Source organism: Micromonospora sp. NPDC047620 (assembly GCF_043205005.1).
Lineage (GTDB): Bacteria > Actinomycetota > Actinomycetes > Mycobacteriales > Micromonosporaceae > Micromonospora.
Genome location: NZ_JBIDDG010000035.1, coordinates 1 through 26,529, shown reverse-complemented (window position 1 = coordinate 26,529; position 26,529 = coordinate 1). Strand labels below are relative to the sequence as shown.

At 68.6% G+C, this 26,529-nt stretch carries 26 protein-coding genes and 1 tRNA gene; 16 read left to right on the top strand and 11 right to left on the bottom strand.

Annotation, left to right across the window (positions count from 1 at the left end):
- Window positions 1–370: 370 nt before the first annotated feature.
- The 8 genes from ACGF5C_RS29620 to ACGF5C_RS29585 form a co-directional block, all read right to left on the bottom strand.
- Window positions 371–3,967: an AAA domain-containing protein gene (locus tag ACGF5C_RS29620; RefSeq protein ID WP_393306891.1), complete on the bottom strand. Its 3,597-nt coding sequence runs from the start codon at window positions 3,965–3,967 to the stop codon at window positions 371–373.
- Window positions 3,967–4,347 (bottom strand): hypothetical protein, encoded by a 381-nt coding sequence (locus ACGF5C_RS29615; protein WP_393306889.1) that lies wholly within the window; start codon window positions 4,345–4,347, stop codon window positions 3,967–3,969. Before ACGF5C_RS29615 ends, ACGF5C_RS29620 begins: the two co-directional genes overlap by 1 nt.
- Before the next feature lie 197 nt (window positions 4,348–4,544).
- A complete protein-coding gene (locus ACGF5C_RS29610; protein WP_393306887.1) occupies window positions 4,545–4,847 on the bottom strand; it encodes a hypothetical protein in 303 nt (100 codons plus the stop codon).
- On the bottom strand, window positions 4,838–5,032 hold the full coding sequence (locus ACGF5C_RS29605; protein WP_393306885.1) for a hypothetical protein: 195 nt from the start codon (window positions 5,030–5,032) through the stop codon (window positions 4,838–4,840). Before ACGF5C_RS29605 ends, ACGF5C_RS29610 begins: the two co-directional genes overlap by 10 nt.
- 113 nt (window positions 5,033–5,145) lie before the next feature.
- On the bottom strand, window positions 5,146–5,283 hold the full coding sequence (locus ACGF5C_RS29600; protein WP_393306883.1) for a hypothetical protein: 138 nt from the start codon (window positions 5,281–5,283) through the stop codon (window positions 5,146–5,148).
- 423 nt (window positions 5,284–5,706) lie between these two features.
- Window positions 5,707–6,159 carry a SitI3 family protein gene (locus tag ACGF5C_RS29595; protein ID WP_393306881.1) on the bottom strand — a complete coding sequence of 151 codons (453 nt, stop codon included), beginning with the start codon at window positions 6,157–6,159 and terminating at the stop codon, window positions 5,707–5,709.
- 15 nt (window positions 6,160–6,174) lie between these two features.
- On the bottom strand, window positions 6,175–6,573 hold the full coding sequence (locus tag ACGF5C_RS29590) for a hypothetical protein (protein WP_393306879.1): 399 nt from the start codon (window positions 6,571–6,573) through the stop codon (window positions 6,175–6,177).
- A gap of 194 nt (window positions 6,574–6,767) precedes the next feature.
- A complete protein-coding gene (locus ACGF5C_RS29585) occupies window positions 6,768–7,292 on the bottom strand; it encodes a DUF6244 family protein (protein WP_393306877.1) in 525 nt (174 codons plus the stop codon).
- 575 nt (window positions 7,293–7,867) lie between these two features.
- On the opposite strand from ACGF5C_RS29585, the gene ACGF5C_RS29580 reads away from it, so the two are divergent.
- A complete protein-coding gene (locus ACGF5C_RS29580; RefSeq protein ID WP_393306875.1) occupies window positions 7,868–9,247 on the top strand; it encodes a helix-turn-helix domain-containing protein in 1,380 nt (459 codons plus the stop codon).
- Here the strand turns inward: ACGF5C_RS29580 and ACGF5C_RS29575 are convergent.
- Window positions 9,220–10,407 (bottom strand): prolyl oligopeptidase family serine peptidase, encoded by a 1,188-nt coding sequence (locus ACGF5C_RS29575; RefSeq protein ID WP_393306962.1) that lies wholly within the window; start codon window positions 10,405–10,407, stop codon window positions 9,220–9,222. The genes ACGF5C_RS29580 and ACGF5C_RS29575 overlap by 28 nt on opposite strands.
- Before the next feature lie 1,004 nt (window positions 10,408–11,411).
- Between ACGF5C_RS29575 and ACGF5C_RS29570 the strand changes: the two genes are divergently transcribed.
- From ACGF5C_RS29570 to ACGF5C_RS29505, 14 genes are all read left to right on the top strand, one after another.
- Window positions 11,412–12,821 (top strand): APC family permease, encoded by a 1,410-nt coding sequence (locus ACGF5C_RS29570; protein ID WP_393306873.1) that lies wholly within the window; start codon window positions 11,412–11,414, stop codon window positions 12,819–12,821.
- Window positions 12,822–12,886: 65 nt separating this feature from the next.
- Window positions 12,887–13,831, top strand: a complete 945-nt coding sequence (locus tag ACGF5C_RS29565; RefSeq protein WP_393306960.1) for an acetamidase/formamidase family protein — start codon at window positions 12,887–12,889, stop codon at window positions 13,829–13,831.
- 12 nt (window positions 13,832–13,843) lie between these two features.
- A complete protein-coding gene (locus ACGF5C_RS29560) occupies window positions 13,844–14,518 on the top strand; it encodes a GPP34 family phosphoprotein (RefSeq protein WP_393306871.1) in 675 nt (224 codons plus the stop codon).
- 17 nt (window positions 14,519–14,535) lie between these two features.
- The gene (locus ACGF5C_RS29555; RefSeq protein ID WP_393306870.1) at window positions 14,536–15,186 is read left to right on the top strand and encodes an N-acetyltransferase; all 651 of its coding nucleotides are present in this window, start codon (window positions 14,536–14,538) and stop codon (window positions 15,184–15,186) included.
- Between the two features lie 71 nt (window positions 15,187–15,257).
- Window positions 15,258–16,370: a hypothetical protein gene (locus tag ACGF5C_RS29550; RefSeq protein WP_393306868.1), complete on the top strand. Its 1,113-nt coding sequence runs from the start codon at window positions 15,258–15,260 to the stop codon at window positions 16,368–16,370.
- An 88-nt stretch (window positions 16,371–16,458) separates the two neighbouring features.
- Window positions 16,459–16,530: transfer RNA gene (locus ACGF5C_RS29545), tRNA-Lys, on the top strand.
- Window positions 16,531–17,178: 648 nt separating this feature from the next.
- Window positions 17,179–17,526: a PadR family transcriptional regulator gene (locus tag ACGF5C_RS29540; RefSeq protein WP_393306866.1), complete on the top strand. Its 348-nt coding sequence runs from the start codon at window positions 17,179–17,181 to the stop codon at window positions 17,524–17,526.
- Complete coding sequence (locus tag ACGF5C_RS29535) at window positions 17,523–17,909, top strand: DUF1048 domain-containing protein (RefSeq protein ID WP_393306864.1); 387 nt, start codon at window positions 17,523–17,525, stop codon at window positions 17,907–17,909. Before ACGF5C_RS29540 ends, ACGF5C_RS29535 begins: the two co-directional genes overlap by 4 nt.
- The gene (locus ACGF5C_RS29530) at window positions 17,906–18,718 is read left to right on the top strand and encodes an ABC transporter ATP-binding protein (RefSeq protein ID WP_393306862.1); all 813 of its coding nucleotides are present in this window, start codon (window positions 17,906–17,908) and stop codon (window positions 18,716–18,718) included. Before ACGF5C_RS29535 ends, ACGF5C_RS29530 begins: the two co-directional genes overlap by 4 nt.
- Complete coding sequence (locus tag ACGF5C_RS29525) at window positions 18,715–19,479, top strand: ABC transporter permease (protein WP_393306860.1); 765 nt, start codon at window positions 18,715–18,717, stop codon at window positions 19,477–19,479. Before ACGF5C_RS29530 ends, ACGF5C_RS29525 begins: the two co-directional genes overlap by 4 nt.
- A 404-nt stretch (window positions 19,480–19,883) precedes the next feature.
- On the top strand, window positions 19,884–20,192 hold the full coding sequence (locus ACGF5C_RS29520; protein ID WP_393306858.1) for a helix-turn-helix domain-containing protein: 309 nt from the start codon (window positions 19,884–19,886) through the stop codon (window positions 20,190–20,192).
- 205 nt (window positions 20,193–20,397) lie between these two features.
- Entirely contained in the window at window positions 20,398–20,934 is a 537-nt protein-coding gene (locus ACGF5C_RS29515; RefSeq protein WP_393306856.1) for a PadR family transcriptional regulator, read from the top strand.
- Window positions 20,931–21,632 (top strand): ABC transporter ATP-binding protein, encoded by a 702-nt coding sequence (locus ACGF5C_RS29510; RefSeq protein WP_393306854.1) that lies wholly within the window; start codon window positions 20,931–20,933, stop codon window positions 21,630–21,632. The genes ACGF5C_RS29515 and ACGF5C_RS29510 overlap by 4 nt, the downstream gene beginning before the upstream one ends.
- On the top strand, window positions 21,629–23,188 hold the full coding sequence (locus ACGF5C_RS29505) for an FtsX-like permease family protein (protein ID WP_393306852.1): 1,560 nt from the start codon (window positions 21,629–21,631) through the stop codon (window positions 23,186–23,188). The genes ACGF5C_RS29510 and ACGF5C_RS29505 overlap by 4 nt, the downstream gene beginning before the upstream one ends.
- A 380-nt stretch (window positions 23,189–23,568) precedes the next feature.
- On the opposite strand, the gene ACGF5C_RS29500 is transcribed toward ACGF5C_RS29505, so the two are convergent.
- Together ACGF5C_RS29500 and ACGF5C_RS29495 are read right to left on the bottom strand one after the other, a co-directional pair.
- Complete coding sequence (locus ACGF5C_RS29500; protein ID WP_393306850.1) at window positions 23,569–24,534, bottom strand: CU044_5270 family protein; 966 nt, start codon at window positions 24,532–24,534, stop codon at window positions 23,569–23,571.
- Between the two features lie 18 nt (window positions 24,535–24,552).
- A complete protein-coding gene (locus ACGF5C_RS29495) occupies window positions 24,553–25,122 on the bottom strand; it encodes an RNA polymerase sigma factor (RefSeq protein WP_393306848.1) in 570 nt (189 codons plus the stop codon).
- Window positions 25,123–25,781: 659 nt separating this feature from the next.
- On the opposite strand from ACGF5C_RS29495, the gene ACGF5C_RS29490 reads away from it, so the two are divergent.
- Entirely contained in the window at window positions 25,782–26,090 is a 309-nt protein-coding gene (locus ACGF5C_RS29490; RefSeq protein WP_393306846.1) for a hypothetical protein, read from the top strand.
- Window positions 26,091–26,529 lie beyond the last annotated feature (439 nt).

Genomic DNA, 26,529 nt, shown 5'->3' with positions numbered 1-26,529 from the left:
AGGGACTCGAACCCTGAACCTATGGATTAAAAGTGCCCAGGAGCGGATAAACGCACGCTAAGTGTCGCGCGGTGTTGACGGTCCGGACTCCGCGCGCGTCGTCCGGCCGGGTTCGCGCTGGTCCGCGCCCAACCTGCGTGTCGTGATGTTGCGGTGGTCGTCCAACGAGGGCACGAATCCGGGGACGGCGTGGTGAATCCGACTGATGCGGGGCGTCGTCCGAGCACCCGTAGAGCACCCACGAGCCGGCGCGGTCCGGCATCGGTGATTCCATCTGGTGGGCCGCAAGCGCCTGGGTCAGCTACCTGTTCTGCCTGGTCGGCTCACCATTCCCGGTTGATGATCAGCGAGCTGCGGTACCGGCTTTGGCCTACCCGCCGTCCTGCGCCTGCTGTTGCCTGCTCAGCTCGCTGAGCAACTCTGCCGCCACCTGCTCCGGCTCGGCCAGGCAGCGCCAGGCAGGCACCCGATGGACAGGCGTGGAACCACCGATAATGTCGAGTTGGGCGAGGACCTTACGCAGCGCCCGGCCAGCGGGATCACCCGCTGGATCGTCGACGACGACAGTCAGCTCGACATCGTCACGTCGTACCACCAGATCGACAGCGCGCCCGGCCACGGCGACGTCGCGCCGCACGGTGAGGCCGGGGCTTCGAAGGGCACGGTGCAATCGGTCCACCGCCCCGGTCGCGGAGTCCAGCGGAGCGTCGGCGACCTCACGGATCGACGCCAGGGCGGTCAGCAGTCCGCGTTGACCCGACCACCATGACCGGTCGCCGATCACGACGAGCTGGGACCGCGCCCTGGTGATGGCGACGTTCCACAGGTTGGTCTCGTGTATCAGCCAACTGCGGGTACGGTCCGGAATGCCGTGTGCCCCCGCCGGTGAGACGACCATGATGTCCCGTTCGCTGCCCTGAAATTTGTGGATCGTGGCGCAGAGCAGGTTGTCGGTGAGGCCGGCGCTGCGAAGGGCTGCCGCCAGCCGACGTTGATGCACGGCCAGTGGCGTGACCACCCCGATCGAGGCATCGGGGTACGCGCTGCGCAAGGCCGTAACCTCGGCGACGACCGCGTCGATCTCGGCCTCATTGAACCCGGATCCGGTGACCCCGGGGCTGAACGCCCCAGGCACGTCGCGCCAGCGGACGGCAGGATCGGCCGCAGCGGCCAGTCGGGCCGGATCCGTCAGTACGGTGAGCCGGCCCTGGTAGACCTCCTGGTTGGGTACCTCGATGATGTTCGGGTGGCACCGGTAGTGCTCATCGAGGAGAAGTGCGGTGCCCGACGCGGCGGCGAAAGCGTCGTACGCGGAATGGGCGGTGTAGGTCAGCCGCCGGTTGGCGAGCCAACCGGTGCTCAGACCGGCGCGGGCCCGCTCGGTGACGTCGTCAGGTTCGGGCAGGTCCACGACGGGCGCGAGCTGACGCGGGTCCCCGATGAGCAGGGCGCGCTTCGCCCGATAGAGCATGGGCAGGATCGCGGGGATGGTGCACTGCGCCGCCTCGTCGATCACCACGAGGTCGTACATGGCGGGGCTTCTCTTCAGGCGTCGGGCGGAGAGGGCGGTCACCGCCCAGCCCGGCAGCACCCGCAGCAGTTCCGGGAAGTAGGCCCAGCTGTCCGACTGCGGCCTGGACATCTCATCGGCTCGATCCTGGAGCAGGCGTGTGCCCGCAGCTACCCGCCGAGCGATCTGGGCCCGCAACAGGTCGATGCTGAGAGCGGGTCGCTCGGTGCTGATCAGGTCGACCAGTCTCCGCCAGGAACCGTCGGCGTGGGGTAGCTTGGCGAGGCGCTGCTGGCGCTCTCGCCAGCGCAGCTCGATCACCGCCCGCTCGGCGAGCGCCTCGATGGCGTTCCGGCCGACGAGCTGGTACGACCGCAGCCGCCACCGGTACCACCAGCCGAACCACCTGCTGGCGAGCGCTCGATCGGTCAGCTGGACAAGATGCTCCAGCGCGGTGTTGTCGGTCGGCAGCGCGGCCCCACCGGCGTCTGAGCCAGCGTCACGCTCGACGGCGAGGTCCGCGAGGTCGCGTTCGAGCAGCCGCCGCTCGTCCAACTCGGCACGGAGGCCGGCAATCTCGTCAGCGAGCAGTCGCAACTCATGCGGTGGGGTCCGGTCGTCCGGCGTGGCGGGCCGGTCCGTCGGTGGATACGCGGCCAGGATGTCGGCGACGTGTGTGGGTTCCTGCGAACGGTGTTCCTTGTTGCCGGTACGCAGCAGCAGGCCCGGGCCGATCAGGTCAGTCACCCGGTCAAGCACCGAGTCGACGGCCTGGTTGCTCGTGGAGCCGATCAGCACGCTCTGACCGGCTGCGGTGGCGGTGGCGAGCAGGGCGGTGACGAGCTGACTCTTGCCGGTACCCGGCGGCCCCTGGGCCACCGTCAACGGCTGGGACATCGCCGCCTGGATGATCTCTTCCTGCGCCTCGTTCGTCGCGCTCATCGCCACCGTCACGACCGACGTCGCGGTCGCCTCGTCGGGTCGGCGCGCCAGAGCGCCCAGTGCCGTCTGGTCGATGAGCCGAGGGTTCTTGATCGTGCCGCGTAGGTCGTCGACGAGCTGCCGCTGCGGCGACTCGGCGGCGTCGACGGTGTACATGATCGCCGCGTTCTGCACCCCGTTCACCGGTCCCGGCCGGATGGTGCCTGCCAGCATCTTCGGGTCCAGTTCCGTCACCGGGTTCAGCCCGAACGTCTTCACCAGCACCTCGACGGTGGCGGTGAGGGAGGTGGGGTCACCCGGCGCGAATGCCTGTTCGATCCGTTGCAGCAGATCGTCGCTCTCCACGTCGGAGAGCTGAAACAGGTCGACGAGCGCGGCGCTGGGGCGGGGTGGGAAGGAGGCGTGCAGAACGTCGTCCACGCCGACGGTGACGTCACAGACCAGCAGTGGGGCGAGCCGCACTGGCTTCTGCCGGGCCGGTCGAACGGCGACGACCGGATAGCCGTACTGCAGTTCCTTGCCGCCATCACGGGCCCTGGCGGCGAGTTCGGCTGCCGAACCATTCAGCTTGACGGGCGTCTCCGAGGTGAAGACCGCCTCAGACCCTGGTGGCGCGGCGACATACGACCGGGTCTCGCGAGGATCGATGAGCGACTGCAGCACGGTCGACCGCTGCATACAGTTGATGTAGTAGGTCACGAGGCGGCGCCACTGGTCCGCGTCGAACGGCGCCTCGTCCGCAGGGCTCGACGTGACGGCCGCGACCTGTCTCGCTGCCGCGGCGGATCCTGGTGCCGTCGCCAGTCTGATCGGCTCGGTGACGCCCTCACTCGACTCGACCGGTGTTTGCTGGCGGCGCCGCGCCATCTCGGTCAGGGTGTATCGGGAGAGGTCGTTGTTGGTGATCCAACCGTCGTCGGACGGCCCTTCGGCCGCGCCGCGCAGACCCTCGAGGAGCACCTCGGTGAAGACCGACGGGCGATCCGGTCCCTGCGCCTTCGACGCCTTCATGTGCGTGCTTGACGTCAGGATGAAGGTTCCACGTTGACGCTTGAGGCGGCGCGGCTCTTCACGCACCCCACCGCGGAATCGGTTCCGTGCCGTGAACGCGCCGGAGAAGCAGCAGTCGAGGAGGACTACCTTCTGGCTGGCCTTCGTGTCGTTGAGCAAATGGCGCAGGGTGCCGTCGGTGTCCAGCGCGGATGCGTGCAAACTTCCACTGACCGTGTCCGTCGCGGCGAGGAACAGTGATTGCCCGTCGCCGTGTAGCACCCCGTGGCCGGAGTAGTAGAGCAGGGCCAGGTCGTCTCTGCGGCGCGCGCCGTAGAACTCCTCGACGGACTGGCGCAGGTGTTCCGCCGGCAGGTCGAGTTCAGCGCGTACGGTGTCGAACTCGCCGGCACCGTCCAGCAACGTCTTGAGCTGCGCTACGTCGTGATGTACCGACGGAAGGGGCGCGAGCTCACGGTCGACGTGGTAAGTGGCCGTGCCAAGCAGCAGGGCATGCCGTCCCATCAGGGGCGGGCCCGCTCGATCGCGGCCCGTACCGTGCTGATCAGTTCATCAATCTGGCCGTGAGTGGGCTGGTCGATCGTCAGCTCGATGTCGCCGACCCGCAGGTGTACCCGGCGCCCGTCGTGGCGTCGGAGGAAGGCCAGAACCACCTCGACCAACGCCTGCACGTAGCCGGGTTCCGTGCCCACCAGCACGGTCACCACACCGATCGCCAGCTCTGCGACGCCTTTGGCATTTGGCTCGACAACCGGGCGTTCGACGCGCTCCACCTCGCCGATCTCGCGGAGTTCGTCCGTTAGATCGTCGGTCAGTTCGCCGAGAACGAACTCGTCGTCGTCGGCAAGCGGTGTGAAATCGATCCGAACGCGGACGTGGGGCATCCGTCCTCCTGCATGAGCGGTGCTCACCAAACTACGGAAGAAGGTAGACATTGGGTCGCATCTGTCGGCTTGCCGATCGAACACTCCCGCTGTTCGGCCGTTGCTCATGCAAGCGCCGATCGCCGGGGCCCACGGTCCGGTGGCGGCTCTTCGGCGGAGGGCACGAACAACATGACCCATAGCCCTGTCGCGCTGCCTCACGACATCAGCCCGGATCGCCAGGCTGCGACCAAGCCCGCCACGTCCGAGTATCGGTCTGCGGGTGCCGCACGGCTCGCACGGGCCGCTACCTTGGCTTGGGCCGGCGATCCCCGCCAGCGGTGTGGGGAGTCCAGAAGGTGGTGGATGGTGCGGCCGAGGGTGTAGACGGTGGTGCGCTGGTCGGTGACGGCACCGCGGACGAACTCTTCCGGGGCCATGTATCGGCGGGAGCCCGGGAGGCGGTCGGCGTCGAGGACGAAGGGGCCCGGCCGGTACTCGTCCAGGTCGATCAGGCGCATCCGGCGGGCGGTGAAGTCGTACAGGAAGCAGCCGCCAGGTGGACGGCGATGTAGCCGGCTGCGGTAACGGCCAGGTGCGTGTCGAGGATGGTGTCGATGGCTGCCTCGACCTCGGGAACGGGAAGCTGCTGGAAACGGGCCAGCGGCTGCGGTCCGAACCCGTGTGTGGTGGCGTGGTTGAGCACGCTGCCGTCGAGCCACGGGTATACCAGGGTAGGCCCGTCAGGGCCGTCGAGGATCCGCTCGGGGCGGACGATCGCCGGGTGTCGAACCGCGGCGTGCAGTTTACTGGCCCGGATCAGCGAGAGGCGGGCCTGCGGTTGGTGGGCTTCTTGACGAACCAGCGGCGCCCGGCGGCCTCGACGCCGTAGGACAGGCAGCCGGAGTCTTGGGCGTTGAAGACCGTGAACGCGGACGCGAGTGGCAGGTCGAGCACACCGACGAACCTACGTCCCCGCACGGCTCGTGGGACCTCAATTCCCATCCATGCGGGCGGGCCGTGTCAGCCTATGACGCGCGCGCCTGGCCATCGCTCGGCGGGGCGGTGCCGGGCCAGTCGTTTGTCGGGAGATGCCGGGGCTGACCGGGTCGGGTTTCGTCGCCACACTCCCTCGAGGAGGTCGTCGAGGCCGTGTGGGGCGCAGATGCAAACGGGCGGTGGCTCTGTCGTCGTTGTCCCGGCTCAAGTCGAGCCGCTGTTGTTGTCCATGCTTTCATCTGTCGGGTGGGGGTGGGGTCGCGTTAGCTGCAGCCTGCGGCTGCGCAGCGGGTGCCGACGAAAGTGTGGCGCGGATCGGCATGAGGAACGGAACAGTGGTCAATGCCTGGGCGCCGAAGCGGAAGTACGCGAAGAGTCCGCTCACTCGAAGATCATGTCGCCGATGCCGTAGTTTTCCCACCACGACGGTCGGTGCTTACGTACTGTCCCGGCGACTCGTGTGAGCAGCAGCCAGTTGCCGTTCAGTACCAACGCGGCGTCTTCCATCTGGCTGGCGAGTACGCGGCCTACGGCCGACACCATGTTGGGGATCGCGGCCTCAGGCTGGTCGTTCTTGCGCATGTGGAAGACGACGTTGACGTACACGTCTGGCTCCCACTCCCATTGGGTTCCGTCATCGTTTTCGGCGTCGAAGTAGCCGTGGCTGCCCCCAGAGACGGTGACGGTGTATCCGAGCTCCTCGTCGAGACCGCCGCTGAGTAGCCGAGGGTAGCCGGGCAGGGCCGACTCTTCGACGCCTTCCGGGGCGACGACCGAGGCGACCTGCTCCAGCGGGATGTCACCCGCCAGTGTCAATCGGTATTCGATACCCACCTGCTGCCTGCCTTCTCAGTCTCGCGGGACGATCTGAATGATCGCACCGCTCCGGGTCACCGCCGCCAGTTCCTTGAGGTGCTCGATCGGCCAGTCGTCGAACTGCTTCTGCAGGGCGGCGAGGTCACCGCGCCAGTCCTGCAGGTTCAACACCACGCGTTGGGTCTGTTGGCTCGTCACCTTGCCCGAGACCTCCGTCCACACCCCGCGCACCGCCTTGGCGGGAGTGGGCGAGTAGCAGTCGAAGACGTGACCTTCGACCAGGTAATCCGGATCCTTGTCCGGCTTCCCCACGTCGCCGGTCTTCAGCCGTGCATCGGCGATCTCCGGTCTCGTCGGGTTCTGGTGCACCAGGTAGCCCTCGCGTGCCAGGGTGTCGGCGCACTCGTTTTCCAGCTCCAGCGATCGTCGCACCGTGTCGTCCTCGCGGGGTGGGATCTTGGTACGTGGCCCGGTCGGCGACCCGCCCTGAACACCGGTGGGGTGCCTGCTCCACGCCGTCGGGTTGCGGCCGTGGGAGGTGCTGTCACTTGAGGCGGGAGCCGTTGGGGTCGGGCTTCCGGTGGCGTACGGGGTAGGGCTGGCCGGTGTGGGACCGCCAGCCCCGATCAGTTTCCCGACCCCAGTTGCCGCGCTTCGACGACGGCCGTATCGACGGCCTGGCGGGCGGAACCAGCGCGCTGGACCACGGACACCAGGACCTGTTTGATGCTCTCCAGTGACTGCAGCAGTGGACCGGGCTGCCCGCCGTGGAGAACTATGCCGACGAGTTGCTGTGCCTCACCGACCTGGGTGATGACAGCAGCCGCCGCGTCACGGGCGCTGTCAACACCGGCGTGGACCGGCATCAGGACGGCGATGGTCTCTTGGGGAGTGGCTTCGCGGGGAACGGCGGCAGTCGTCTTCGTGGCCTCGCCTATCGATCTGGCAAGGCCGACCAATCCGCCCTGGACCGACGCGATCGCATCTCGCACCCGGGCCATGCCCGCTGCCACCGCGGCGAAGCCAGCGCCTGCGGCACGCAGCGCCACCTGTTGCGCCTGGTTGTCGGCAGCGGCGGCCAGCCCCTGGGCTCTATCCACACCGGTCATCAAGACCCGCAGCTCACCGGTGACCAGCTCGATGTGCGACACCGTGTCTCCTATCGATGACCATGGTGAGGGCTGTCCAAGCTACCCGACACCTCAATGCCACGCGTGAGGGATTGGCTACGCGTTGCGGGCGGCCAGCGGCGCGCGGGGTGGACCGACGTCACGGATTGTGCGGCCGGAGCCGAGCATCAGCGCGGTGGCCTGGCGCTGAAACTCCTCGGGGTACTTGCTCTGTCGAGCCGAAGCGCGGGTTCGTCCTCCTCGGCAGGACGCCAAATCGGGAGGTGTCCGGCCTCAGGGGGCACTCCAGCACCGGGTCAGGGCGGATGGAACTGCTTCCTGCTCCACTGGCACCTCCCAGGTTCGTGAAGATCCAGGGCGGATCTGACGAGTGGTCGCGCCCCGTTCTCCTCACCCTCGCCCTCAGAGCTGCTGTCGTGAATGCCGAGCATGCGGACGAAGTGGTTGTCCGCATACGGCCCGTTTGATGGCCGGCGGTCGTGCGACGCCGTTCCCGGCGTTCCTGGTTGCGCCGCGCTGAACACTGAGTGACCCTATGTGCGCGATGTCCACGCTGCTCAATGCCATCGGCTGCGAGGAGCCCGAAAGGCGGTGCCATGGGCCAGACCCCGCGGGCGCTCCAGCCATCCCTGTCCGAGCGCCACTTCTTCGGCGCCGAACTGCGTCGGCTGCGCGAACGCGCCGATCTCTCGCAGGCGCGGTTGGGCGCCATGATCCGTTTCAGTGCCGATCTCGTGCGTCGCGTGGAGACAGCCGATCGGTTCCCCTCCCGGGAGTTCGTCGAGGCCTGCGACAAGGCGCTGGCGACCGGCGGCTCCCTGATGCGCCTGCTACCGCTGCTTGGCAAGAACCGAACCAGCGAAGGCAAGCCGACCACCGCCTCACCAGCCGGCCTCGGCAGCTTGCTGTCCAATCGCCCGGCGGAATCGTCGGGGCTGGCCGAGATGGTCGCTCGGGTTCCGTTCCAACCCGGTGTCCTCGATCGCGCCGCCCTGGACTGGCTGAACACCTCAGCGGGACCCCGGCTGTCCATGGCCGGACGGCCCGGCTCGCCTGACCAGGTTGACGAAGAGGACCTTCACTCGGCGGAGACCGCTCTGGCGATGTTCCGGCAGTTGGACCACACCCACGGCGCCGGACGAGTCCACGCCCAGGTGCAGCGGTACGTCGAAGGCGAACTGAACCGGCTACTGGCAAACACCCCCACCTCCGAGGCTGTCGGTCGGCACCTCTACACCCTGGCGGCGGGATTCTTCGAGCTCTGTGGGTACCAGGCGGTCGACACCGGCGCCCATGGCCTCGCCCAGCGCCGCTACCTCCGCGCTCTACGTCTGACGGAAGCCGCCGACGACCGCCTGTACGGCAGCTACCTACTCGCCGTGAACATCGGCCACCTCGCGCTGCACTGCGGCCACCCCGAGCCGGCACATCGCATGGCGCTGACGGCGGTGAGAGGAAGCGAGACCCAGGCGACTCCCGCTGTGGCCGCCGCGCTGCACGCGGTGGTGGCGCGCACGCACGCCCGCCTTGGACGCGAGGGCGACTGCCTGACCCACGTCGGCGTCGCGGAGAAGGAACTGGCTCGCAGCAAGCCCGAGGACGAGCCGGCGTGGATCCGGTACTTCAACGCGGCGTACCTCGCCGACGAGATCGCCCACTGCTTCCACGACCTCGGCCGACCGCAGCAAACCCAGCAGCACCTGGGCGATGCCCTCACCGCGCTGAGCCCTACCCACGTCCGGCGACTCGCCATCGACACCGCGCTCCTGGCCTCATCGCTGGCCGCAGCCGGCCGCATCGACGAAGCCTGCGCGACCGCACGCCAGGCAGTTGACCACGCCGCACGAACGAGCTCACACCGTTGCCTACAGCGCATCGTCGAGGTACAGGCCGACCTCGAGCCCTACCGGTGCGAACCGGAGGTCCGCGAGTTCGATGAGTACATGCGTCACCGACTACCGCTGGCAGCCGTGTAACCCCCGTGACCGTTGGCCGTATCCGCCATCACCGAGCGGTAGTGAGCCAACTCCGCCTCCAGCGCCGCACCTGCCTGGCTGGACGCCGCCACATAGTGACCAACATCAGGAAGGAGCAACACCTCGGGCGCCATACCGAGAGATGTCAACTCGTCGGCGAGTTCGCGCACATCCTCGACCACGGCCACCTCGTCGGCGGTGCCATGAATGAGCAGCACCGGCCGCTGGACAGCGGCGGCACGGACCCGGCCGGCACCACCTCGCAGCCGCATCGCGTGCGCCCGCTGGAACCGCGGCACCGTCTCCGCCCACCGGTCAGGATCCACGACTGCCGACACGGCGGTGGCAGCGGCGAACGGGCCGTCCTGTGCCACCGCCTGCAACGCGGTGTATCCGCCAGCGCTGGCCCCACGGATGAACACCTTCCCCGGCACCGCCCGCCCCGTCGACAGCAGGTGAACCGCCACCGCCGCGCAGTCATCAACGTCGTCCAGACCCCACCGGCCGTACAGCGATTCCCGGAACCCCCGGCCGTAGCCGGTGCTGCCGAGGTAGTCGACATCAATCACGGCGAACCCGCGGCTGGTGAAGAACTGCGTCTGCCAGTCGAGGCGCAGCAGGCAGGAGGCGGTAGGCCCAGGATGCGCCCGAACGATCACTGGTGCCCGCCAGTCCGCCGCCGAGCCCGTCGGCGGATACACCAGGGCAAGCACCTCCCGATCGCTTGCCACTCGAACACGCAGCTCCGTCGGCGTCGATACTCGCGCCCCGTCGAGTTCGGCGTGCTCGGGCCTGGCAAGCACCTCGACCTGGGGATGGGCGCCAGCTAGATCCACGAGCGCGACCTGCGGGGCTGCGGTCGGTGACGATCCGATCAACGCCACCGTCCTCCCTCGGACGGCCAGGTACGGCTTGATCGACGTGTACGGGAGGTCGACCGGGCGGACAGTGCCATCGGGCTCGATGACGACAAGGCGGTGTCGCGGCCCCTCCTGCACTGCCACGACGATCCGGTCGTCGTCGAGGAAGCCGTACGACGCGTAACCCAGCTCCCATGGCTCCGCGGCGCACTCACCCGCGATCGGTGCCACCGCCTCCACCTTGAGGCCATCCCACCGGTAGAGGTTCCACCAGCCACTACGGTCGGACACGAAGTACAGCGCCCCGTCGGGTCCCCACCGCGGCTCCACCGCCGATTCATCCGGGCCGCCGGCCAGTTTCACCGGGTCCTCGATGACACCACGCGGCGAGTAGGAGGCCACCCACACCTCACACGCGTCCCAGGGCATGTCGTACTCGCTCCACGCGGTCCAGGCCAACGACTCCGGACCTGGCCGAGGCGCACCGAGAAACCCTCGGGACACGGCGAGAGTCCGCATCTGCGGAGCACCGGTGAGCGATACCGCGACGAGTTCGTCACCTTGTTCCGACTCCCGCACAGCCAGCAACTCGCCGTCACCGATCGTCAAGTCGCCGAAGGATCCCTGGCTGACCAAGTCGAGTTCCTCGCCGTGACGACGGCTCCGGTAGAGGCCGTCTCCGCCGACGCACCACAACGTTCCCTCGACGACGGCGAACGATCCGCCTCCATATGCGTGAACGCTGCTGCTGATGCCGAAGCCCGCGGGACTGATATCACGCTTGCCCTCGCCTGGCCGCCAACGTGTCAGCGTCGCAACCCCGCCGACATCGGGGCGAGTCTCCAGCCAGTACAGGCCGCCATCACCGGTACGCAGTTGGTCGTAGGTCACCGAGGCGCGGACGGCGTCGTCCACCGACACTTCAGCGATCCTGTCCGCCAGCCTCACGGGTCCTCCTCGAACAACTTCCACGCGCGACGGACGACGGCGGGCTCGTCAACCGGTCGCTGGGGCACCGGCAAGGCCAGCGGAAGCCTCGGTCCTCCGGGCCGGCGCGAGTGCTCAGACGTGGCCGACTCTACGCCCGAGCGCCTCGTCCCTGCCGCTGGATGTCCCTCGCAAACTGCCCGACGGCCCGTTCGTTCTCGCGGGGGCAACGTCGATGCGGACAACAGTTCTTGTCCGCATCTTCGGTATCGACCAAGCCATTCGGATCGAGCCACCATTCGGAGCGGTAAGGCCATTCAAGGGCGGACAGCAATGCATGTTCCGTCCCCCGATAACGACCTCAATGGAGGGGTCCGATGCAACTACAGGAGGAACTGGCGCGCTACGGCTATCGCCAGGAGTTGGCCCGGAGGCTGCGGTTCCGCGACCTGGTCGCGTACGGGCTGGTGTACATGGTGCCGATCGCACCGATGGCGATCTTCGGCAGCGTGTACGCCGGATCCGGCGGGATGGTGGCCCTGGCGTACGCGGTCGGTGTGGTGGCGTTGGTGTTCACGGCGTTCTCGTACGCGCAGATGGTGAAGGCGTTTCCCATGTCGGGCAGCGTCTACAACTACGCCGGCCGGGGGATCAGCCCGTCGGTCGGTTTCCTGGCCGGCTGGGTGATCCTGCTTGACTACGTTCTCGTACCCGGGCTGCTGTATCTGGTGGCGTCGGTGGCGATGCACTCGACCGTGCCGGCGGTGCCGGTGTGGCTGTGGCTGCTCGGGTTCGTCGCGGTCAACACAGTCGTCAATTCGGTCGGGATCCGGATGACCGCGGTGGTCACGCGAATCATGCTCGTCGGTGAGCTGATTGTTCTGACGATCTTCCTGGCCGTCGCCGGCTGGGCCCTCGCGACGGGAAAGGGCCGGTTCAGCTGGGACGCCTTTTACAACGCCGACACATTCACCTGGTCTCTGGTGGCGGGGGCGGTGTCGATCGCGGTGCTGTCCTTTCTCGGCTTCGACGGGATCAGCATGCTGGCCGAGGAGACCAAGGGCGGCGCGCGGCAGGTCGGCCGCGCCATGGCCGCCGTTCTGGTGCTGGCCGGGGTGCTGTTCATCGCGCAGACCTGGCTGGCCGCGATGCTCGTTCCCGACCCCGGCACTCTCCTCGCGGAGGGCGATCAGAACGGCACCGCGTTCTACGACGCCGCCGCCGTGGCCGGCGGCGGCTGGCTGTCGACCCTGTGCGCGGTGGCGACGGCGATCGCGTGGGGGTTGCCGAACTCGATGGTCGCCCAGGTCGCCACCTCCCGGCTGCTGTATGCGATGGCCCGGGACCGGCAGCTGCCGGCGTTTTTGGCGAAGGTGTCGATTCGCCGGAACGTGCCGATCAACGCGACCCTGCTCACCGGCGTCGTGTCTCTCGCCCTGGGCCTGTACATGGCCACCCGGGCGGACGGGATCACGCTGCTGTCGTCGCTGATCAACTTCGGGGCGATGGTCGCTTTCCTCGTCCTGCACGTCTCCGTCGTCGTGCACCACCTCATCCGCCGACGCAGCGGGAACTGGTGGGCGCACCTGGTGATGCCCGGCATCGGGTTCGTGATCCTCGCCTACGTGGTGGTCAACGCCAACATCGCCGCCCAGCGCCTCGGCCTGGCCTGGCTCGCCCTGGGCGTGGTCGTCCTTGCCGGCCTGTATCTGTCGGGGCGCCGGCCGGTGCTGTCCGGCCTGGCATCCGCCGCGCCGCAGCACCTGCGTGACGTGGAGAGGGTGTGACCGGCGTGGAGAAGATCACCTACCGGCCGGCGCGGGACGAGTTCGCCTACACCTTCGGCGGTCGGATGCCGGTCGCGCACCTGCGTTCCGGTGACGTGTTGGAGGTGTTCACGGAGGACTGCTTCGGTGGCCTGGTGCGGGGGCCGGGGGACCTGCCGTCGCAGGTGTGCCGCTTGCCCTACCTCAACCCCGTGTCGGGGCCGTTCTTCGTCGAGGACGCCGAGCCCGGCGACACCCTTGCCATCCACTTCGCCTCGATCATGCCGGCCCGGGATTGGGGCGTGTCATCGACGTTCCCACACTTCGGCGCCCTCACATCAACCTCCCACACCGCCACCCTCCAGCCACCCCTGGAAGAACGGGTGTGGATGTACGGCATCGACCGCCAGGCCGGAACGGTGCGGTTCAAGGCCACCGAAAGCGACCACACCGTCGACCTCCCGTTGGATCCGATGATCGGCACGATCGGTGTCGCGCCCGGCGGCATGGAGGCCCGCTCCACCATCGTTCCGGACATCCACGGCGGGAACCTCGACACCCCGCAACTCCGGGCCGGCACCACCTTGTACCTGGGGGTGAATGTGCACGGGGCGATGCTCGCCCTCGGCGACGGCCACGCCTGTCAGGGCGAGGGCGAGGCCTGCGGCGTCGGGGTCGAGATCGCCACCACCACAACCCTGATCATCGAGGTCATCAAGGGCGTGCCGACGGTCTGGCCGCGCCTGGAGGCCAACACGTCGATCATGTCGATCGGATGTGCCCGCCCGCTGGAGGACGCCTACCGCATCGCCCACCACGACCTGGTCGGCTGGGTCAGCACGCTGACCGGCCTGGGCACCCTCGACGCCTACCAGCTGGTATCACAGGCGGGCTGGGCGCCGATCGGCAACGTGTGCGACCCGAACTACACCGTCCTCGCCGCCGTCGACAAGGCGCTGCTACCTGCCCCTGCCGCCGCGTACGACGGGGTGCACGACCGGCTGCGCCAGCCCGCTGCCGGGCTGCGGTAGGAGCGACGGCAAATGAACATGCCTCGACTACCGCTGCGCGACGAGCTGTTCCTGCTCGGCCACAACGACGACACCGGCCAGCCGCATATCCACCGCCAAGCCCTCGCCCTCGGCCTCGCCGGCGCGGTGCTGATCGACCTGTTCCTGGCCGGACGAATCGTCCTCGGCCCGAACGACGACCGTCCCGCCGCGGACCGGTGGCTTCGCCTGCACCTTGACCGACCGGTCGGTGACCTCATCGCCGACACCGCGCTGGCCTCCATCCGCTACGCCCGCGCTGCCCCATCGGTGAAGGTGTGGCTGCGCGGGTTCGCCGACGACCTGTACGAGCGCACCCGCGCCGGCCTGGTCGCCGCAGGCATCCTGCGGCACACCGCCCGCCGCCGCCTCGGCGGCATCGTCCGCACCGACACCTACCTCGCGACCGATAACAAGTGGGCGGTCGTCGCCCGTGCCCGCCTGCGCTACCTCGCACATGGTCGGGAACAACCCGACAACCACACGGCCGCCCTTGCCGGCCTCGTCGCCGTCCTCGGCCTGGCCGCCCACCTCTACCTCGACGACGACACCACCACGCTGACCGCGCACCTGAAGACCATCGCCGGCCAGCACCACCGCCCGGTCCGCGACATCACCGCCACCGTCGACGCCGCGGTCGGTGACCTCGCCACCGCCACCTACCGCTAACCCATCGGAGCACAACCATGTCCTCGCGCAGTCGTGTTCGTGCTGCCCGCTGGTCGGACCGAGAGGCCGTCGCCGGGCTGATCGCCGACGCCCTGAACCCCACCCCGCTCGCCGCCTGGCTGATACCCGACCCGGCACGACGGCGCCAGGCCTTGGCCGCCGTCGCCGTGATCTGGGTGGAGCACGCGATGTTCTTCGGCGACATCCACCTCACCGACGACCTCACCGCCACCACCGTCGGCTTCCACCGCTACCGGCCCATCCCACCACCGGCCAACTACCACACCCGACTCCGCGAGGCCGCCGCGGCGCACACCGACCGGTTCGAGTTGCTGGACACACTCCTGGCCGACAGGCAGCCCACCGAGCCGCACTACCACCTGGCGTTGATCGCCGTGCACCCCGACGCCCGGCACGCCGGGTTGGCCAGGGCGATGCTGCGCTACCACCGTGACCGCCTCAACCGCGTCGACCTGCCGTCCTGGACCACCACCCTCACCGGCGGCGACCGTCTGCTTGCCCGCTACGGCTACACACCCCGACCCGCCGTCACCCTGCCCGACGGCCCGACCCTGCACCCGATGCGCCGCAACAACCACCGCGACAACCCCGCGATGCCCATCAACGCCACCCGCCCCGACGCCCACTGGCACGACCTCCACGCCTAACCGCCGGCCGGCCCCAGCCGCATTCCCAGCGCAGGCCGCCCACAGCCATCCCACGGACACCGACATCACCCATGGCCTTTACCCGCAGATACCCGCCAGACCTGATCGACACCGTGGTCCAGCGCGTCGCCGCCGCCCGCGCCGTCCGCGCCTACGGCGCCATCACCACCGTCGCCCGGCAACTGAACCTCGACCCCCGCCTCGTGCAGAAGTGGGTCACCAAAGCCACCACACCACCCGCCGCCACACCCGCCGAGAGCGGTGACCCGCGGGAGGTATACCTGCCGGCGGGGCTGCTGCACTGCCGGTTCTGCCACCAGGACATGAACCCGGCCGAGCCGCCGGACCCCGCGCCCGGCTACCAGTGCCCGGCCGGCTGCCGACCCCGACCCCTCGCCGCTGTCGCCCTCGCCGACACCGTCGGTCGGGCGATCCTGCACCACGCGCCACGTCTCACACCCCGGACCGGTGTACCGAGGCCCCCGCACCTGGTCGCCATCCACGCCGACCGGGTCCTCACCCGCATCACCGCCGGCGCCACCACCCGGGACCTCACCCTCACCTGGCGGCCCGAACCCCTGCTCGCAGCAGCCCAGCACGACGCCGAACGCGGACGCCGTCTCGCCGCCGCCCGCATGCTCGCCGCCACCGACCCCCTACGTGCCCGGCGTCTCCTGCGCGGCACGCTCGCCGGCGTCGACCCCGCCACCGCGCCCGCCCACCCGTTACACGCCGAGGCCGCCACCCTTCTGGCCGAACTACTTCTGCGCCTCGACCAGCCCACCGACGCCGTCCCCTGGGCCACCTACGCCCACCACAGCATGTGCCACCTCCACGGGCCAACCCAGCCGCGCGCCCTCGATGCCCTTCACCTCCTCGCCCTCGCCCACCGGCGGGCCGGACACTCCCAACGCGCCCACCACCTCTACCGGCAACTCGCCGAGCACCTCGCCGCCACCGAAGGCCCGCATGCCCACCGCACCCTCGCCGCCCACGCCAACACCGCCCTCGTCCTGCACGATCTCGGCCACTGCCACGCCGCCCGAGCCCTGCTCGCCGACACCGTCACCACCCACCGCCGCCACCACCCCGGCCACCCCGCCACCGCCCGCATGACCCACCACCTGACCCGCATCTGGCGCGACTGCGCCACCCAGGGCCACCACCACGAGCAGGACACCTGACCCCGGCCACGGCGTGCCCGCGAAGATCCAGATACGCGAGCGAGCGCGCACGCCAGGCCTACGCGCGTCGGGTAACCTGTGGACCTGCGGGCCGTTAGCTCAATGGCAGAGCTGAGGACTTTTAATCCTTAGGTTCTGGGTTCGAGTCCCAGGCGGCCCACCCATAGCGCATGACCTGGGAAAACGTAAACCGGATGGGCGGTACACGAACCGCCTTGGCGAGGCGCGCTGCGACCTGGGTAAACGTGTGTGTCCCGGTGGAGCTGTCGTGGGTCGTGCGGTGACGGCGGGCGGTTCGAGGGGCACGTTGATCGGGCGGATCGGCTACTGCTCGGGTGCACTGACGCCGGCGGGCGGCTCGTCGGTAAGCAGCTGGCACTTGACTGAGCCGGCACCGAGCCTCTTCCGCGGCAAGAGTGCGGGTCAAGGGATCGAAGCGGCGGTGTGGTCGCCAGCTTGGTCGAGCGTTTCGGGCCCCTACCAGGCGGTCCAGCCTGATCGCAACGTCGTCTCCGTCGAGGCGTAGCCGACGATCACGCGAGGAGCCCAGAGCCGTGGCGGCCTGGGGGCCGATTTCGAGGAACAGCTCGTGACGATGTTCACGCGCCCGGACCGGCCGCGATCGTTCCGGCACTGTTGATCACCTCGTCCACCCGGCCGTCGTAGCGCAACCGGATCAGCATGATGTGGACTCCGGCGCCGAGTGGCCCGTTCTGAAATCCCTCGGTATTCAGTGTTGCTAGCTACCGGTACCTAGTGTTACCGTCTACCGGTAGTCAGTGTTGCTTGGTAGTGAGGGGATGGTGGCATGGGCAACCAGATGACAGAGATGCTGAAGGGGACTCTCGAAGGCATCGTCCTGGCGATCCTGGCCCGCAGATCCGCATACGGCTACGAGATCACCGCGTGGCTGCGCGACCGCGGATTCTCGGACATCGCGGAAGGCACCATCTACGCGCTGCTCGTCCGCGTCGAGCAGCGCGGGTTCGTGGACGTGGAGAAGGTTCCCTCCGAAAAAGGGCCCCCGCGGAAGGTGTATTCGCTCAACGCGAAGGGGCGAGACCAACTCGCCGAGTTCTGGAGGACGTGGAGCGTCCTCGCGGAACGCATCGAGCAACTCCACCACAACGACAACCATGACGACAAAGGAGCATGAGGGTGGCCGCGAAGTGGATCGAGACGCTCGTCGGGTCGTTTGAGCAGAAGAAGCAGTACAAGCACCACATGGCCCGGATCGAGGCCCTGCCGGAGCCCTATCGCAGCGCGGCCAAGGCTCTTCAGCGGTACTTCATGTACCACGGAGGGATCCTCGACGGCGACACGCTCATCACGATGCTCGGCGACTTCGTCGACCTCTGGGAGCGTGCGGTCGCCGACGGAACGCCGGTCCGCGCGATCGTCGGCGACGATCCGGTCGAGTTCGCCGAGACGTTCCTGCGGGCGTACTCCGGCAAGCAGTGGATAGACAAGGAACGCGAGCGCCTCCGGAAGGCGATCGACGCCGCCGCCGGCGACGACGGCGAGGAGAAGAGCGCATGACCACCAAGACGCGCGAACCCGCGATCAGGGTGCAGGCCATCACGAAGTCCTACAAGGACCTGCACGTGCTGCGGGGCGTCGACTTCGACGTGGCAGCCGGGAGCATCTTCGCTCTGCTCGGCTCGAACGGCGCCGGAAAGACCACGCTGGTGCGGATCCTGTCGACGTTGCTGAAGGCGAACACCGGCACCGCGACCGTCCACGGCTTCGACGTCTCCTCGGCCCCGGGCGACGTACGCAAGTCGATCAGCCTGACCGGCCAGTTCGCCGCAGTCGACGAAGTGCTCACCGGCCGGGAGAATCTGGTCCTGGTCGCGAAGCTCCGCCACCTGAAGAACCCGGGTGCGATCGCCGACGACATGCTCGCCCGCTTCTCGCTCACTGATGCCGGGAACCGTCGGGCGGCGACGTACTCGGGCGGCATGCGCCGGCGGCTGGACATCGCGATGAGCCTTGTCGGCAACCCGCCGGTCGTGTTCCTCGACGAGCCGACCACCGGCCTCGACCCGCAGGCCCGCATCGAGGTCTGGCAGACGGTGAAGCAGCTCGCCAAGGACGGCACAACCATCCTGCTGACCACCCAGTACCTCGACGAGGCCGAGCAACTCGCCGACCGGATCGCGATCCTGCACAAGGGCACGATCATCCAGAACGGCACTCTCGCCGAGCTGAAGCAGCTTCTCCCGTCCGCCAAGGTCGAGTACGTCGAGAAGCAGCCGACCCTCGAGGACGTCTTCCTCGCCCTCGTTGGCGACACCAGTGACACCGCCGACAAGGCAGCCATGTCCGCAGGAGAGGAATCCCGATGACCGCCCACGTCCTCAGCGACACCGGAACCCTCACCGGCCGCTCCCTGCGTCACATCCTCCGCAGCCCGGACACCATCATCACCACAGCGGTCACCCCGGTCGCGCTGATGCTGCTTTTCGTGTACGTGCTAGGCGGAGCCATCAACACCGGATCCGACGAGTCGTACATCAACTACATGCTCCCGGGCATCCTGCTCATCACGATCGCATCCGGCATCGCCTACACGGCGTACCGCCTGTTCCTCGACATGCAGGGCGGCATCTTCGAGCGCTTCCAGTCGATGCCGATCCCACGACCCTCCGTGCTCTGGGCGCATGTCCTGACCTCACTCGTCGCCAACCTGGCCTCGATCGTGATCGTCACAGGCGTCGCGCTGATCATGGGGTTCCGCACCGGCGCATCCGTAGCCGACTGGCTCGCCGTCGCCGGCATCCTGATCCTGTTCACCCTCGCCCTCACCTGGATCGCCGTGATAGCGGGCCTCTCCGCCAAGACCGTCGACGGCGCGAGCGCCTTCAGCTACCCGCTGATCTTCCTGCCCTTCATCAGCTCGGCGTTCGTCCCCACCGACTCGATGCCTGGCCCGGTCGCGTGGTTCGCCGAGAACCAGCCGGTGACGTCCATCGTGAACACTCTCCGCGCGCTGTTCGCGCAGCAACCCGTCGGCAACGAAATCTGGATCGCCCTCGCCTGGTGCGCCGGCCTGCTCGTAGCCGCCTACGCCGCCGCGACAGCGATCTACCGCAAGAAGATCAGCTAGCCGATCGCAAGAAGACAGCGCCGCATCCGCATGGATGCGGCGCTGTCTTCTGCGCAGGTCTGCCACCCTGCGCGCGGCACAGGCTGAGCGGAATCCTCCCGCTTTGAACCACGAGGCGGATATCCGGGTGGTGGTCGAGCAACCGGTGCCTCAGCACCGATGCTGTTCATGGATCGGATCCGTCGGGCGGCGCTGCGGCTGCGGCCGCGTAGACCGGCCTTGTGCCGATCCGCGATGGCCCGGGTCGCCGCACCGCCTGTGCCGCTCGAGCGTGGGACCCATGCATGGCTACGGCGTCGTCAGCGGCGTCGCCGCGCTGTCCGAAAGGGCTGGTACGAGACCAGCATCCTCGAAGCGGACCGGAAGTTCGGCGAGCACCTGCGAGAGCTGAAGGGACAGCGCTGATGGCACGTAGTTGGCGGGACGTTCGCTCCCGCGCCGCGAATCTGGACGAGAGCAAGATCGAGCAGCACAAGGAGCGGATGCGTAGCGAGGTGCGCGCCACCCGGCTGCGGGAGATGCGCGAGAGCCGTCGCCTCACCCAGCAGCAGGTGGCCGACCGCATGCACGTCTCACAGCCGCGGGTCGCCGCGATCGAAAACGGCGAGCTGCCGAAGGCCGAGGTCGGCACAATCGTGCGGTACGTCGAAGCGCTCGGCGGCAAGGTGGAGATCGTCGCGGACTTTGGGGACGAACGGCTCGCGCTGAGCTGAACGCGGCAGGACGACCACGAAGGGCACCCCGTCGGTGCCCCTTTCGTCATGTGGTGGCACGGTGAAAGCCCCAGGAAGGCAGGCGGATCGGCGTGGCGGCTGGTTCTGCTGCTGATCGCCTTCCTGCCCAGGATCGTCCAGGTTCAGTTGGCAGGTCCGCTCAACGAGCTTGACGCCACTATTCACCCGGTGAATAGTGGGTGTTGTGTCGGCGTCGTTTGTGCTGCTCGGCCTGCTGGCTGCCGGTGCCAGGCACGGCTATGACCTCAAACATGCCTACGACCGGAGTCTGCCGCGGGCGAAGCCGCTGGCGTTCGGGCAGGTGTACGCGACGCTGGGGCGCCTTGAGCGTGACGGTCTCGTCGTGCAGGCCGCTGTTGACCGCGACGGTGGTCCGGACCGCACCCTGTACGAGTTGACCGACAAGGGGCAGGCCGCGCTTGACGCGTGGCTCGACGCCGTCGAACCGCCGGCACCACACACGAGCAACGCCCTGCTGGCGAAGGTGGTCGTGGCGTTGCTGACGGCCTCGCACGATCGGGCGGATGCATATCTTGCCGCTCAGCGCTCCGCGCACGTCGAGCGGCTGCGCGAGCTGACGAGAGCCAAGCTCGACCCGGAGGCCAACCCCGGCGACGTCATCGCCGCCGACTATCTCATCGCCCACCTCGACGCGGATCTGCGGTGGCTGCGCACGACCATCACCCGCGTCGCCGAACTGCGCCGGGAGGTGCAGCCATGACGATCATCCAGGCGCGTGGCCTCGTCCGGTCGTACGGGCCGACGCCGGCTCTGCGTGGCATCACCCTCGACGTCGAGGAGGGCGAGATCCTGGCGGTCACCGGGCCGAGCGGTTGCGGCAAGTCGACGCTGCTGCACTGCCTCGCCGGGATCCTGCGACCGGACGCCGGCGAGGTCCACTACGCCGGCCGGCGCATCGACACCGATTCGGAGAAGGTCAGGTCCCGGTTGCGTCGCACCGACTTTGGCGTGCTGTTCCAGTTCGGCCAGTTGGTCATGGAGCTGACCGCGGCGGAGAACGTCGCGCTGCCGCTGCTGCTCGCCGGCACGGGGCGGCGGGAGGCGCGGGCGGCGGCCCTGGCCTGGCTCGACCGGGTCGGGGTCGCCGACGTCGCCGACCAGCAACCCGGCGAGATGTCCGGCGGTCAGCAGCAGCGCTGTGCTCTCGCCAGGGCGCTGGTCACCGAGCCTCGCGTGCTGTTTGCCGATGAGCCGACCGGCGCGCTCGACACGCTCACCGGCGAGCAGGTCCTTGGCCAGCTCGTCCGGGTCGCGCACGAGCACCACACCACCGTCGTGCTGGTTACCCACGAGCCGCGCGTCGCCGGGTACGCCGACCGTGAAGTCACCCTCCGCGACGGGGTCCTCGACCAGACCGGCCCCGCCATCGCCGCCCAGCACGGACGGCACGGCCGGTGAGGACGGCCACGCTCGTCCGCCTCGCCCTGGCCGGTAGCCGCGCCGACACCGTCCGAGTGGTGCTGACCGCGATCAGCGCGCTGCTGGCCACCCTCGCCCTGCTCGCCGCGCTGACCGTGCTGGCTATCCCCACTCCGGCCAGCGAGCACAACAGCGGCTCGGCGACCTGGTCCCAGCACTACACCAACGCGCTGCTGCGCGAACCGGGGCTACGTCCCGGCCTCGCGTTCGCGCTCGTGCTGCTCATGATCCCGGTGCTGGCTCTCGCCGGACAGTGCGCCCGCCTCGGCGCGCCGGCCCGCGACCGACGGCTCGCCGCGATCCGGCTGGCTGGAGCCACCCCTGGGCAGACTGTCGCCGTCGCCGTCGCCGAGACCGGTCTCGCCGCGCTGGTCGGCACCGTACTCGGGTTCGGGCTGTATCTCGTGGGGCGGGACCTGCTGCACCAGCCCACCCAGGACGGGCTCCTGCCGCTACCCACCGACGTCCTGCCGGCCTGGCCGGCGCTGCTCGCCGCCGGCTTGGGCCTGCCCCTGCTCGCCGCGCTCGCCTCCGCCGTGGTGCTGCGCAAGGTCACGATCAGCCCGTTCGGCGTCGTCCGTCGGGCCCGCCGGCAGCGTGCGCCCTGGCCGTGGCCCGGCATCCTTATCGCCGTTGGCATGGCCACCTTCTTCGGGCTCTCCACCCTGACAAGGGCATCCGGTGAGGCCGACTGGAGGGTTCCGTCCTGGATCATCCTGGTGCAACTGTTCGGTGGCGCGTTCCTCACCGCGCTGGGGGTCGTCCTCGGCGCCGGCTGGATCACCTACACCACCGGCCGGCTCCTGCGCCGTCTCGCCCGCCGCCCGGCCCCGCTGCTCGCCGCAAGCCGACTCATGGCCGACCCGTGGAGCAGCAGCCGCAACCTCGCCGCCCTGCTCACCTGCGTGCTGTTCGCCGCCGGCGCCGCGGGGTTCCGATCGGCGATCCTCACCGACATCGCCGTCAACGAGGAAGCCAACCGGCTCCAAGCCCAAGCGGAAGGCCGCCCGTTCGAGGCTTGGCCGCGCGACGCGTTCTACACACAAACAATGGACCTGATCAACCTCGCCATCGGCATCGCCATGCTCATCGCCGCCGCCGGCCTTCTCGTCGCGATCGTCGAGAGCATCGTCACCAGCCGCCGCGCCTACGCGTCGCTGGTCGCGACCGGAGTGCCCCGGACCGTCCTCGGCCGGGCCATCCTGTGGCAAAGCCTCGCCCCCGCCCTGCCGGCGATCTTCCTCGCACTGGTCGTCGGCGTGGCCCTGCCCCGCGGCGTGTGGCCGGGATCGAGGAACGGCGGGTACGAAATCCAGGTATGCACCGCCGCTCAGGAAATCTGTGCCGATCCCACCGCCCGGCTGCCACACCTCACAACAGTGCAGATCCCCGCAGTGGTGCGGCAGGTTCCCGTCCCCTACGACGACCTCGCGACTGCCGGGGCAGCCGCCACCGTCGCGATCCTCGCGACGGTGGCTGTCGGACTACTCTTCCTCCGTCGCAGCACCGATCTCGAGGAACTCCGCACCACCTGAGCCCCCCGACGAAGTCCCGTCAAGCCGCTGAGCCTGCATTGTGTGGCGGCTCGGGGCATGCGGTAATCAACGCCGTTGTCACGACGCTGGACGCTGGCGGGTGGTGGAGGCGCCCGTGCGCCGACCTGCACTAGCAGCGGCGCCACTCGCTCGGCTAGCCACTACCTCCCCGCGTTGATCAAGGGATCGGCAGCAGATCCGCTAGCCAATCTGCTGCCGACCCCATGACCGATCCTGTCAGCGGCCTAACTAGTCAAACCGTCCTCGCCGGGTTCCGGGCCGAGGCAATTTCCGTCAGCTGGCCTATGCAGAGCGACCAGCCGTGAGCCGTGGCGGCGTAGTGCGGGATCCGATCAGGCTGGGGGCGAGTCCATCACTGGTCAGGGCAGTTGGCCCGGCCGGTCGACGATGGCGACCCGGAGTAGCGCGGCGGCCGAATACAGCGACTCCCTGCCGTTGCGCACCACAGACATCCGGGTGCCGAGGTAGACGTGGGTATCCCGGTCGAAGATGAAGTCGTTGTTACCGCCGATCACACCGGGCATTCGAATCGCCACCCCATGCCGGCCGGCGGCGTCCACCACGTCGCCCGATATGACGACCGCTCCGGGCTCCCGCGCCAGCAATTCGAACAGCGCCGCCAGCGCTCGGGGCGGCACATAGCCTCTGAGCATCGACCGCGCGGTGGTGTACGCCATGCTTTCGTCCCCGTACACGGCCTCCTCATCGGCTCCTTCGGGGAGATGCAGGTCGACCGGGTGTTCCCGGAGGTAACGAAGCAGCTCGTCCGGGTCGGTGGGCAGATCGCCGTGGTACGCGGGCGACGGGAGTTCATCGAGCTCCTTGCCGGGATTTGCGGGATCGTTCGGGCGGAACACCTGCAGTTCGCTCCAGCCGTTCGGTTCAGTCTCCGGCCGGTAACGTGCCTGCCGGTGCGTGACTCCCCCGGCCGACTGCCACATCTGCGTCCGTACGGTGGTGTAGGGGCCGCTGTCCGGCCTTTCCCGCGTCGTCGCCAGGACTTCCGTGAAGACGTACTGGTCCGGTCGGGCGGTGAGCTCGGGCTGCTGCCGGGCGGCATCGGCCGCCAGCCGGAGGATCTCCGAGGCGCTGGCCGCGGGCGGCGGCTGGTTGCCCACCCTTATCGTCTGGACCGCCAGGCCACCGACGGTCAGTGCGACCGCCAGCCCGAATGCTCCGGCGAGGCGCCAACCGCGCAAAAACCGGGTACGGTGTCCGACCGGACGGGCCGCCGGAGCGGGCATCGACCGCTGGACGACGTGGGCCTTCAGATCCGTGAGGAGCTGCTCCTCGAAACCGTGCGATGACTTCTCGATCTTGGTCATGGCGTCGTCTCCGTTTGATCAGGCGAGGGTGGCGGCCGGGCGGGCGAGCACGGCGCGGACGATGCGACGGGCACGGTGCAGGCGAACCCGCGCGGCGACCGGGGACATCCCGAGCGCGGTCGCTGCCTCCGCGACGGTGAGGCCGTCGACGGCGACGAGTTCGACCAGCGCCCGGGTGTCCTCGGGCAGCCCGTCCAGCGCCCGATGGGTACGGCGGGCCGCCGACTCGGCATCGATCCGCTCCTCGATGCGGGCGATGTCGTCGGCGTCCAGGTCCCGTCGTCCGGCCAGCCGGCCGGTCACGCGCAGCCGTCGGGCCGCCCGACGTCGCTCGTCGGCGATGACGTTGCGGGCCACCCCGAACAGCCAGCCGATCTGGCTACCCCGGTCTGGCCGGTAGCCGGCCGCCGATTCGATCACCGCCAGGAACACGTCGGCGGTCAGGTCGGCGGCGAGGTGTGGGTCGTCGACCCGCCGCGCCACGAACCGGCCCACTGCCTCCACGTGCCGCCTGTAGAAGACCTCGAAGGCCACCGGGTCGATTCCGATGTCGGAGATGTCAACCTCCGCTGGGCTGGGGTCATGCACAGGCTGTCCTCTCTGGTAGCCGTTACACCCTCTCTTCGTACGGGGGACCACGGGTGTTACCGAACCAAGCCGGAACGACGAGCGATGGCCGGCGGATAGAGGCAGGCCGCACGAGCCGTCGTTATGAAGGTGAGTTGACCGATCAGCGCAGGCGTGGCTTGCGCCGCTGTTGCCCGTGCGGGTCAACGCAGCACCGATGCGATCGCCGATAGGCGCTCAAACCAATCCCGAGGAAGTTGCCGACCATCCAGCAGTCGGGCGACGACCATACAGCAAGATCGAGCGTTACTTTCTAGCCGCGATCAGCGCGCTGAGGTGTCGCAGATCAGTTGGCAGACGAATGTCGCGCATCAGTCGACGGAGGACAAGATTCCGACTCCGTTCACTGCCGAATTGACCTCTTAAGGATCAACGCGGCCCGCAAGCGGGCCGCGCCGGCCGCGCTCGGCCTGCTGGCGGCGCAAGCGCCGGCATCGGCCGGCGCGCCGGCCGATTGCAGACTGCCCCAAGTAACCCGGAACCGATGCCTCCGGCGGGGATCTTCGACAGAGATGGGCTTGAAGCGCAGGAGCAGCGCCTTGCCCCACACCAGCCACCAGCAGTCATGATCTTTCAGGACGAGAGCACATATGATCGGTGGCCCGCGTCAAGGAGGTCAGATGGAGACATGGCGCTTCGTGGCCGCTGTCACGATGATTTTGACCATGGGCCTCATCGGTGTCGCCCTAGCGACCAACTTTCGAGGCGTGACTGAGTGGCACATGCGCCGGTCCATGGCGACGGCGAGTGTGCTACGGCGAGTTCCGCCGTGGCGCTGGCTTCCGGATGCCGAGTACGACAAGCGTCTGGCGCGTTTCGTTCTGCTGGAGCGGGCAATTGGCGTGATCTTCGCTGCGGCCAGCGTCATGTTCTTGATCGTTCTCGTTAACGGGGTCCTGTCCAGCGAGCCGATGCCGTCGAGCAAATGAGGAAGGCGACGGTCAACAGCGGTCACCTCCTGGACGTGCCGGAGGGTAGGGCGGCGCAGGTCAAGCCGGTCATCGCCGAGCGACTTTCGTCCGTGTCCACAATTCCTACACCGCGCGCCCGTACAGCCAGCCGTACAGCCAAGACCACCCGCTGAAGACGACGCCACCCGACAACGGCAGACGAGCTGACCAGGGAAGCAGCTACCTGACCAGCCATCCGCGATCTTCTTCTAACCCCCAGGCCGTAGCTCAGTCGAGCAGTCCCGGAACCCGCTCCCGAAGCTTGGCCATCACTCGCGACAGCCCGGTGTCCAGGTCGTCGCCGTCCCGGTACTTGTCAAGGTCGGTGGGACCAGTGGGTGTTACGCCGCTTGGGGTAGTGGCTGATCGGTTGCTGGTTCGGGTGGGTTGATCCAGACGGTGTCGGGCAGTTGCAGCG

Coding starts and splice junctions, on each gene's coding strand:
- ACGF5C_RS29490 (WP_393306846.1), top strand. CDS start 25,782: ATGGAGACATGGCGCTTCGTGGCCGCTGTCACGATGATTTTGACCATG.
- ACGF5C_RS29510 (WP_393306854.1), top strand. CDS start 20,931: ATGACGATCATCCAGGCGCGTGGCCTCGTCCGGTCGTACGGGCCGACG.
- ACGF5C_RS29565 (WP_393306960.1), top strand. CDS start 12,887: ATGCCGGTCGCGCACCTGCGTTCCGGTGACGTGTTGGAGGTGTTCACG.
- ACGF5C_RS29500 (WP_393306850.1), bottom strand. CDS start 24,534: ATGACCAAGATCGAGAAGTCATCGCACGGTTTCGAGGAGCAGCTCCTC.
- ACGF5C_RS29580 (WP_393306875.1), top strand. CDS start 7,868: ATGGGCCAGACCCCGCGGGCGCTCCAGCCATCCCTGTCCGAGCGCCAC.
- ACGF5C_RS29615 (WP_393306889.1), bottom strand. CDS start 4,347: ATGCCCCACGTCCGCGTTCGGATCGATTTCACACCGCTTGCCGACGAC.
- ACGF5C_RS29530 (WP_393306862.1), top strand. CDS start 17,906: ATGACCACCAAGACGCGCGAACCCGCGATCAGGGTGCAGGCCATCACG.
- ACGF5C_RS29560 (WP_393306871.1), top strand. CDS start 13,844: ATGAACATGCCTCGACTACCGCTGCGCGACGAGCTGTTCCTGCTCGGC.
- ACGF5C_RS29620 (WP_393306891.1), bottom strand. CDS start 3,967: ATGGGACGGCATGCCCTGCTGCTTGGCACGGCCACTTACCACGTCGAC.
- ACGF5C_RS29525 (WP_393306860.1), top strand. CDS start 18,715: ATGACCGCCCACGTCCTCAGCGACACCGGAACCCTCACCGGCCGCTCC.
- ACGF5C_RS29550 (WP_393306868.1), top strand. CDS start 15,258: ATGGCCTTTACCCGCAGATACCCGCCAGACCTGATCGACACCGTGGTC.
- ACGF5C_RS29610 (WP_393306887.1), bottom strand. CDS start 4,847: ATGCGCCTGATCGACCTGGACGAGTACCGGCCGGGCCCCTTCGTCCTC.
- ACGF5C_RS29540 (WP_393306866.1), top strand. CDS start 17,179: ATGGGCAACCAGATGACAGAGATGCTGAAGGGGACTCTCGAAGGCATC.
- ACGF5C_RS29555 (WP_393306870.1), top strand. CDS start 14,536: ATGTCCTCGCGCAGTCGTGTTCGTGCTGCCCGCTGGTCGGACCGAGAG.
- ACGF5C_RS29520 (WP_393306858.1), top strand. CDS start 19,884: ATGGCACGTAGTTGGCGGGACGTTCGCTCCCGCGCCGCGAATCTGGAC.
- ACGF5C_RS29535 (WP_393306864.1), top strand. CDS start 17,523: ATGAGGGTGGCCGCGAAGTGGATCGAGACGCTCGTCGGGTCGTTTGAG.
- ACGF5C_RS29570 (WP_393306873.1), top strand. CDS start 11,412: ATGCAACTACAGGAGGAACTGGCGCGCTACGGCTATCGCCAGGAGTTG.